Origin of the sequence: Aurantimonas sp. A2-1-M11 (assembly GCF_036549475.1) — a bacterium.
GTDB lineage: Bacteria > Pseudomonadota > Alphaproteobacteria > Rhizobiales > Rhizobiaceae > Aurantimonas.
The window spans coordinates 121,732-130,043 of sequence record NZ_JAZHLI010000007.1 but is presented as its reverse complement, the minus strand read 5'-3'; the positions used below and the strand labels follow the sequence as shown (position 1 = coordinate 130,043).

General features: G+C 68.9%; 7 protein-coding genes and 1 pseudogene. 7 read left to right on the top strand and 1 reads right to left on the bottom strand.

The genetic code is table 11. The features are described from left to right. The 5 genes and pseudogenes from VQ042_RS05330 to VQ042_RS05310 form a co-directional block, all read left to right on the top strand. Window positions 1-327: pseudogene (locus VQ042_RS05330) on the top strand (methyl-accepting chemotaxis protein); the annotation flags it as partial. Window positions 328-433: 106 nt separating this feature from the next. Beyond that, a complete protein-coding gene (locus tag VQ042_RS05325) occupies window positions 434-1,213 on the top strand; it encodes a 3-hydroxybutyrate dehydrogenase (RefSeq protein ID WP_331816334.1) in 780 nt (259 codons plus the stop codon). Window positions 1,214-1,269: 56 nt separating this feature from the next. Beyond that, the gene (locus tag VQ042_RS05320) at window positions 1,270-1,425 is read left to right on the top strand and encodes a DUF3096 domain-containing protein (RefSeq protein WP_331816332.1); all 156 of its coding nucleotides are present in this window, start codon (window positions 1,270-1,272) and stop codon (window positions 1,423-1,425) included. A 1-nt stretch (window position 1,426) separates the two neighbouring features. Beyond that, entirely contained in the window at window positions 1,427-2,713 is a 1,287-nt protein-coding gene (locus tag VQ042_RS05315) for an NAD(P)/FAD-dependent oxidoreductase (RefSeq protein WP_331816330.1), read from the top strand. A gap of 141 nt (window positions 2,714-2,854) precedes the next feature. Next, window positions 2,855-3,700 (top strand): SDR family NAD(P)-dependent oxidoreductase, encoded by an 846-nt coding sequence (locus VQ042_RS05310; protein WP_331816328.1) that lies wholly within the window; start codon window positions 2,855-2,857, stop codon window positions 3,698-3,700. Here the strand turns inward: VQ042_RS05310 and VQ042_RS05305 are convergent. Further along, window positions 3,675-5,195 (bottom strand): cobyric acid synthase, encoded by a 1,521-nt coding sequence (locus VQ042_RS05305; RefSeq protein ID WP_331816326.1) that lies wholly within the window; start codon window positions 5,193-5,195, stop codon window positions 3,675-3,677. The two genes, VQ042_RS05310 and VQ042_RS05305, sit on opposite strands and share 26 nt — an antisense overlap. A gap of 358 nt (window positions 5,196-5,553) precedes the next feature. On the opposite strand from VQ042_RS05305, the gene VQ042_RS05300 reads away from it, so the two are divergent. Continuing rightward, on the top strand, window positions 5,554-6,714 hold the full coding sequence (locus VQ042_RS05300; RefSeq protein ID WP_331816324.1) for a sirohydrochlorin chelatase: 1,161 nt from the start codon (window positions 5,554-5,556) through the stop codon (window positions 6,712-6,714). A 33-nt stretch (window positions 6,715-6,747) separates the two neighbouring features. Further along, the gene (locus tag VQ042_RS05295) at window positions 6,748-8,310 is read left to right on the top strand and encodes a precorrin-8X methylmutase (RefSeq protein ID WP_331816322.1); all 1,563 of its coding nucleotides are present in this window, start codon (window positions 6,748-6,750) and stop codon (window positions 8,308-8,310) included. Window positions 8,311-8,312: the final 2 nt, after the last annotated feature.

The following is an 8,312-nucleotide window of genomic DNA, read 5'->3' as shown; positions in this document are numbered from 1 at the left end:
ACCATCGCCGCCTCGGCCCGCGAACAGGCGACGAGCCTGCGGGAGGTCTCCGGCGCGGCCGACCAGATGGACAAGGTCACCCAGCAGAACGCCGCCATGGTCGAGGAAGCCACCGCTGCCAGCCAGACCCTAACCAACGAGACCGAAGACCTGGCCCACGCCATGGCGAAATTCCGCACCAGCGCCGGGGATGCCGGTCGCCCTGCGGCCCGCAACGCCCAGCCGCAGCGCCGCGGCGCACGCCCGGTCGTGCAGATGCGCACCACCGACACCGGCGGCGCGGCCCGGTCCCCGCAGACCCGCGACGAAAGCTGGGAAGAGTTCTGAGCCTCGCCGTCGCCGCCTGAGGACAGGCGCGACCGGCGGCGAGGCGTGCATGTTGCACTGCACGCCTCGACGGGCTTATCTGCCGCAACAACGGTGGAGTGAACTCATGCAGATGCAGGGCAATGTCGCGGTCGTCACGGGCGCGGGATCGGGGATCGGCAGGCAGATCGCCCTCGGCTTCGCCCGGGAAGGTGCGCGCCTGGCGATCTGCGACATCGACAGGGAGGGCGCCGGGCGCGTGGTCCGCGAGCTGGAGCAATCCGGCGCCGAGGCAATGGCGGTCGAGATGGACGTCACCAGCGAGGCGGCGGTCAATGACGGCGTCGACGCCGTGTCGAGCCGTTTCGGACGGATCGACACCATGGTCTCCAATGCCGGCATCCAGATCGTCCATCCGATCGAGGACTTTCCCTATGCCGAGTTCCGCAAGCTCGTGGCGATCCATCTCGACGGATCCTTCCTGCTGACCAAGGCCTGCGTGAAGTATATGTACCCGCAGAAATCAGGGTCGCTGATCTATATGGGCTCGGTCCACAGCCACGAGGCGTCGGCCCTGAAATCGGCCTACGTGGCCGCCAAGCACGGCATTCTGGGCCTGGCCCGGGTGATGGCCAAGGAAGGCGCCAGGCATGGCGTGCGCGCCAACACCATCTGTCCGGGCTTCGTCAAGACGCCGCTCGTCGAGAAGCAGATCCCGCAACAGGCCGCCAGCCTGAACATCTCCGAACAGGAGGTCGTCGACCGGGTCATGCTGGGCGCCACGGTGGACCAGGAATTCACCACCATGGAGGACGTCGCCGACATCGCGGTGTTCCTCGCCAGCTTCCGCTCCAACGCCTTGACCGGCCAGTCCATCGTGCCGAGTCACGGCTGGTACATGGCCTGACGCGATGCCGGTCCTATCTTTCGCGGCGGGCTATCTGCCATGGAAGGGACAGCATCATGGAAATCGTCAGCATCCAGCCGATCGTCGCGTTGATCGCCGGGGTTCTCATCCTCGTCATTCCGCGGCTCCTGAACATCATCGTGGCGCTCTATCTGATCTTCATCGGTCTTGTGGGGCTGTTCCCGGACGCCTTCACCGGGCTGGCGGGCTGACATGGCGGAGCGCCCGACGCGCGTCCTGATCCTCGGTGGGGGTGCCGGCGGCCTGGAACTGGCCGCAAAGCTCGCCGCCGACAGGCGCTGCGCGGTGACGCTGGTCGATGCGGTCAGCACCCATCTTTGGAAACCGCGCCTGCATGAATTTGCCGCCGGCACGGTGAATTCGACCCTGGCGGAGATCAGCTTCTACATGCTGGCCGGGATGCGCGGCTTCCGCTTCGAGCAGGGCAGCGTCGAGGCGATCGACCGGGCCGGCAAGACCGTGCGGCTCGCAGCCATCCATGATGGCGACGGACGCGTGGTGACCCGCGCGCGCTCCGTCGCCTACGATGTCTGCGTCGTCGCCCTGGGCGGCATCACGACGGACTTCGGCACCGAGGGTGTCGCCGAACACGCTATCCGGCTCGACACCAAGGCCGATGCCGACGAATTCCGCGAGCTGTTCATCGCCGCGATGATCGAGGCGCGCGAAGGCCCGGATCCGGCGCGCGTCGTCATCATCGGTTCGGGCGCGACCGGCACCGAACTCGCCGCCCATCTGCGCCTGTCCGAACAGGCCTTCTTCGAACCGGCGGACGCAGGCGAACGCCGGAAGCTCCTGGAACTGACGATCCTGGAGGCGGCGCCCGAACTGATGCCCGGCGCCAATGCGGAACTGCGGGCGGGCGTCAGCGACCGTCTGCGCGAACTGGACATCACGGTCGAGACCGGCGCCAAGGTCGCGGCGGTGACGGCAGACGACGTGCGCACCGCGGACGGCCAGCGCTGGCCCGCCGACATCGCCGTCTGGGCGGCGGGGCTCGTCGGCCATCCCTGCCTGGAGGCGCTGGCCGACTTCACGATGGACCGCAAGGGCCGCATCGTGGTCGACAATCGGCTGCGCAGCACCGTCGATCCGGCGATCTACGTTCTGGGTGACGCGGCGAGCCATACGCCCCGCGGAGCCGAGACGCCGCTGCCCCCGACGGCACAATGCGCCAGCCAGCAGGCCGAGTATCTGGCCTCGGCCATCCCTGCGACGATCGTCGGCGGGACGCCGGATCCCTTCGTGTTCCGCGACAAGGGCAGGCTGCTCTCTCTGGGCCGCGCCGGCTCGGTCGGCCTGATCGGCTTTGCCCGCCGGGACGATTTCTATGTCGCCGGCCAGTTCGCCACCGCCGCCTATCACGCCTTGCAGCGCCAGCATCAATGGGCGGTGCTGGGGCCGCTGCGCGGCACCGTGGCGATCGTCGCCGACGTGATCAGCCCGGCGCGCGGCCCGGCCCTGAAGCTGCATGGCTGAGCCGTCGGCACCGCCGCACAGTCGCCGAGGACCGGCACCGCATCGCCCCTTGCGCATCGACGCGAAGTGACGATGTTAGGGCGCCGCCCGCCCCGGCGGAGGACCACTTCACCTGCCATGCCCCGTGAGAGGGAACGCACGATGACCCATCCCGTCATTGCAGACGGCCACGTCGCAGTCGTCACCGGTGGCGCGTCCGGCATCGGCCTGGCCGCCGCCAAGCGCTTCGCCGCAGCCGGCATGACCGTCTGCCTGGTCGACCGGATCGAGGAGCGGCTTGCCGCCGCCAAGGAGGCCGTCGCCGCCGAAAGCCCGTCGGGCACGGTCATCACCTCGAACACCGATGTCGCCGACCGCGCCGCGGTCGAGGCACTGGCCAAGAACCTGTTCGGCCGCTTCGGCACGATCCATCTCCTGTTCGACAATGCCGGCATCCAGCCGGGCAGCAGCATCTTCGGCCCGCAGCCCGCCTGGGATTCGGTGCTGCGCGTCAATCTGCAGGGCGCTATCCAGGTCGCCCAGATCTTCGGCGAGCGGATGGTCGCGGCCGGCGAGGCCGGCCTGATCGTCGTCACCGGCTCCAAGCAGGGCATCACCACGCCGCCGGGCGATCCGGCCTACAACGTCTCCAAGGCCGGACTGAAGGCCTTCACCGAGGCGCTGCAGCACGATCTGCGCAACCGTGAAGGTTGCCGGGTCGAGGCACGGCTGATGGTGCCGGGCTTCGTCTTCACGCCGCTCACCAGGGGTGACCGCGTCGAGAAGCCCGAGGGTGCCTGGACGCCGGAACAGACCGCCGACTTCATGCTGGAAAAGCTCGGCACGGATGATTTCTACATCCTTTGCCCGGATGGCGAGGTGACGCGCGAGATGGACGAGAAGCGCATCGCCTGGGCGGCGGGCGACCTTGTCGAGAACCGTCCGCCACTGTCGCGCTGGCACAGGGACTGGGCCGACAAGTTCAAGGCCTGGGCCGCGGGGCGGTAGCCGGTCCGGTTCCGCCGCGGTTGCGGGCGAGGTCGAGCAGCCTGTCCACGGCGACGACCTGCTCCAACTCCTCCGCAATATCGTCCAGCGCCGATTCGACCCCCGTGCGGTAACCAGCCGTAGAGGTGAGCCCGAATCGCGCGAGGAAATCGCGGCGCCAACCATCGGCGCCGAAGAGCCCATGCAGATAGGTCCCGAAGACCCGGCCGTCGGGCGACGTTGCGCCGTCCGGCGCGCCGTCGATGAGGCAGACCGGCCGGGCGCAGTCGGGCCCGATGGTGCGGCCGAGGTGGATCTCGTAGCCGTCGAGCGGCGCGCCGTCGGGCGACGTGACGGCGACTTCGCGCACGGTCTTCTCCGGCTCCATGACGGTCTCGACATCGAGGAGGCCCAGCCCCTGCGCTTCGCCCACCGGTCCCTCGATGCCGCGGGGATCGCGGACCACACGGCCGAGCATCTGGTAGCCGCCGCACAGGCCCGCCACATGGCCACCGCGCGCATGATGGGCGGCCAGGTCCCGGTCCCAGCTTTGGGCGCGGAAGGCGGCAAGGTCGGCGATGGTGGATTTGGAGCCGGGGATCAGCACCAGCGCGGCGTGGACCGGCAGCCTGTCGCCGGGTCGCACGAAGACCACCTCGACATCCGGCTCGGCCTTCAGCGGATCGAGATCGTCGAAATTGGCGATCCGTCCGAGCAGCGGCACGGCGATGGTCAGCCGCCGGCCATCGGTGCCGGGCGACGACAGACGCTCCAGCGCGACCGAATCCTCGGCCGGCAGCTTCGCCGCCGCCGCCAGATGCGGCACCACGCCGAGGCTCGGCCAGCCGGTGAAGTCGGTGATCGCCGCCAGCCCCTCGTCGAACAGTGACACGTCGCCGCGAAACTTGTTGATAAGGAAGCCGACGACCTGGCGCCGGTCGGCCTCCGGCAGGATCGCGTGGGTGCCGACCAGGGATGCGATGACGCCGCCGCGGTCGATGTCGCCGACGAGGATCACCGGCAAGTCCGCGGCCGTGGCAAAGCCCATGTTGGCGATGTCGTTGGCCCGCAGATTGATCTCGGCCGGCGAGCCCGCACCCTCGACGATGACGAGATCGGCCTCGGCGGACAGGCGCGCGAAACTGTCCAGCACCGTGTCGAGAAAGCCGGCCTTCAGGCGCTGGTAGTCGCGTCCCTTCGCCGCGCCGGCGACGCGGCCGCGCAGGACGATCTGGCTGCCGGTCTCCGATTGCGGCTTCAGGAGCACGGGGTTCATGTCAACCGTCGGCGGTGTGCCGCAGGCCAGCGCCTGCAGCCATTGCCCCCGGCCAATCTCGCCGAAGCCGCCGGTTTCGGGGATGCGGGCGACAGCGGCATTGTTCGACATGTTCTGCGGCTTGAACGGCCGTACCGCCAGGCCGCGCCGCGCGAACAGCCGGCAGAGTCCGGCCACCAGCACGGTCTTGCCGACATCCGATCCGGTGCCCTGGAGCATGATGGCGGGGGTCCGGGGCATGCGGAGATCCTTGCGTGGCGGGGCCGGCGGATGAGGCGCGCGACCGCGTTCCGCCCGCAATAGCATTTGTGCGCCGCCGCGCCCAAGCTGGCGCTGCAGGGCGCGTCGGCCGGTCAAGCCGTCCGCTGTCCGGGTGTCGGCGCAGCGAGCTTGCCGGCGCGCCCCAACACTTCGTTTGACGACGGGGCGGCTTGCGGTCTAGGCCATGACGTGAACTGACGGTGCCCGCGTGACGGGCTGAAATCATTCCGGTGCGGCCGACCCAAGCAGGGGGCCAAGACGGAGCTGTCGGACCGAACCGCAGACCGGCCCCGGCCGCCGCGGCTCCTCCGGCTTCGAGATGAGAGGAACGGGGGCGATGAAGGCTTTGATGCTCTGCGGCCATGGCAGCCGCGACCAGGGCGCGATGATCGAGTTCGGGGGACTTGCCGAGAAGCTGCGCACCCGGCTGCCCGACTGGTCGGTCGAGCATGGCTATCTGGAATTCGCCAAGCCGGTCATTCGCGACGGTCTCGACAAGCTGAAGGATTCGGGCGCCGAGACCGTGCTGGCCCTGCCGGGCATGCTGTTCGCGGCGGGCCATGCCAAGAACGACATCCCGTCCGTCCTCAACACCTATGCCGCGGCCAACGGCCTGCGCATCGAATATGGCCGCGAGCTCGGCGTCGATCTGAAGATGATCCGCGCCGCCGGCGAGCGGATCAAGGAATGCCTGCGCGCCGATGGCTGGCAGGAGGGCGACAAGCTGCACGACACCATGCTGGTGGTAGTGGGCCGCGGCGCCTCGGACCCCGACGCCAATTCCAACGTCGCCAAGGTCATGCGGATGCTGTGGGAAGGCCTCGGCTTCGGCTGGGGCGAGACGGTCTATTCCGGCGTCACCTTCCCGCTGGTCGAACCGGGCCTCGAGCATGCCAGCCGCCTCGGCTACAGCCGCATCGTCGTCTTCCCGTATTTCCTGTTCACCGGTGTCCTGGTGCGGCGGATCTACGACCAGACCGACGTCGTGGCCGCGGCCCATCCGGAGATCCGGTTCCTCAAGGCGCCCTATCTGGGCGCCCACGATCTGGTGGTGGAGACCTTCGTCGACCGTCTCGGCGAAATCCTCGAGGGCACCAACAACATGAACTGCCAGATGTGCAAGTACCGTGAGCAGGTGCTGGGCTTCGAGGCGGAGGTGGGTCTGGCGCAGGAGAGCCATCACCATCACGTCGAAGGCGTCGGCTCGTCGGCCGACTGCACGCTCTGCGACACGGTCTGCACGGGGGCCTGCCGAAACGTGACGGTCGATCACGCACCGGCCCACGCCCATGACCATAAAACAGCCGCCGATCACGGGCACGGCCATGGACATGAGCATTCCCACGACGATTCCCATGCCCACCATGCGGCACACGATCATGGCCATGCCCATGGGCACGGCCACCATTCCCATTCCCATGGGGCGGCCGACCATCACCATCATCCCTATCCCCATGCCGACCACCCGCTCGGGCCGCGTTCGATGCGCAAGGCCTGAGGGATTGCCGCACTCCAGCTTCACGAGGACCGGATGACGCCGCTGTTCGACCGCTACGCGATCGTCGACTGGTCTGCTTCGAACACGCCGACCACCGGCAAGGATTCCATCTGGATCGCCTTTGCCGAGCGCGAGGGCGGCGAGACGCGGCTTCTGGAGACCGCTAATCCATCGACCCGCTCGGCGGCGATGGCCATGCTGCGGCAGTTCTTCCGGGACTCGCTGGCCGAGAACAAGCGCGTCTTCGCCGGCTTCGACTTTCCCTTCGGCTACCCGGCCGGGGCCGCCGCCGCCATTGCCGGCACGCCGGATTGGCGGGCCCTGTGGCATTTCCTCGCCGAAGCGATGCAGGACCGCGACGACAATTTCTCCAACCGCTTCGAGGTGACCGGCCGGCTGAACCGCGAGGCGCTGGCCTTCGCGCCGATGTATTGGGGCCGGCCGATGCACCAGGAAGTGCCGGGCCTGCCCGTCGCCCGGCCCGAGCCCTATCCGACGGCGCTGCCCGAGAAGCGCCTGGCCGAACAGCGCACCGCCAAGGCCCAGCCCGTCTGGAAACTGGCGTTTGCCGGCAGCGTCGGCAGCCAGGCGATCACCGGAATCGCCCGGCTGGAGCATCTGCGCCGCGACCCCGAATTCGCCGAGCATGTCTCCGTCTGGCCGTTCGAGACGCGCTTTGCCGACGATCTCGGTGCGCCGATCGTGCTGGCCGAGATCTATCCGAGCCTGGCGGCGATCGAACGGGGCGAAAAATCCTGCCTCGACGAGGCGCAGGTGCAGGGGCTTGCCGAGATCTTCGCCCGCTTCGACGCGGATGGCCGCTTCGGCGAACTCCTGGCCGCGCCGTCGGACCTGTCCGAAGCCGAGCGCGAGCGGGTGCTGAGCGAGGAAGGCTGGATCGCCGGTCTCGGCCACCGGCTGGCGGAAACCGCGGCAGAGGAACCGGACGCCTATGTGGCGCCGGGATCGCGGCTCAACTACCTGCGCGATCCCGCGGCGATCTATGCCGAGAGCTTCCGGCTGATCCGTGCCGAAGCCGACCTGTCGAACCTGCCGGAGGCCGCCCATGACCTCGCCATCCGGCTGGTCCACGCCTGCGGCATGCCGGACATCGTCTCCGACCTGGTCCTGTCCGAGGACGCGATCGAGGCCGGGCGCGCAGCGCTCGACCGGGGTGCGCCAATCCTCTGCGACGCCGAAATGGTGTCCCACGGCATCATCTCGGCGCGGCTGCCGCACCAGAACAAGATCGTTTGCCGGCTGAACGATCCGCGCACGCGCCGTATCGCCGAGCGCGAGGGCACCACCCGTTCGGCCGCGCAGGTCGATCTGTGGAACGACGTCATGGACGGCGCGATCGTGGCCATCGGCAACGCGCCGACCGCCCTGTTCCGGCTTCTGGAGCGCATCGACGAGGGCGCGGCGCGGCCGGCGCTGATCGTCGGTCTGCCGGTCGGCTTCGTCGGCGCGGCGGAATCCAAGGCCGAGCTGGTGCGCGATCCGCGTGGCATCCCCTTCGTGACCCTGTCGGGCCGGCGCGGCGGCAGCGCCATGGCCGCCGCTGCCGTCAATGCGCTGGCACAGGGGCTCGAATAGGC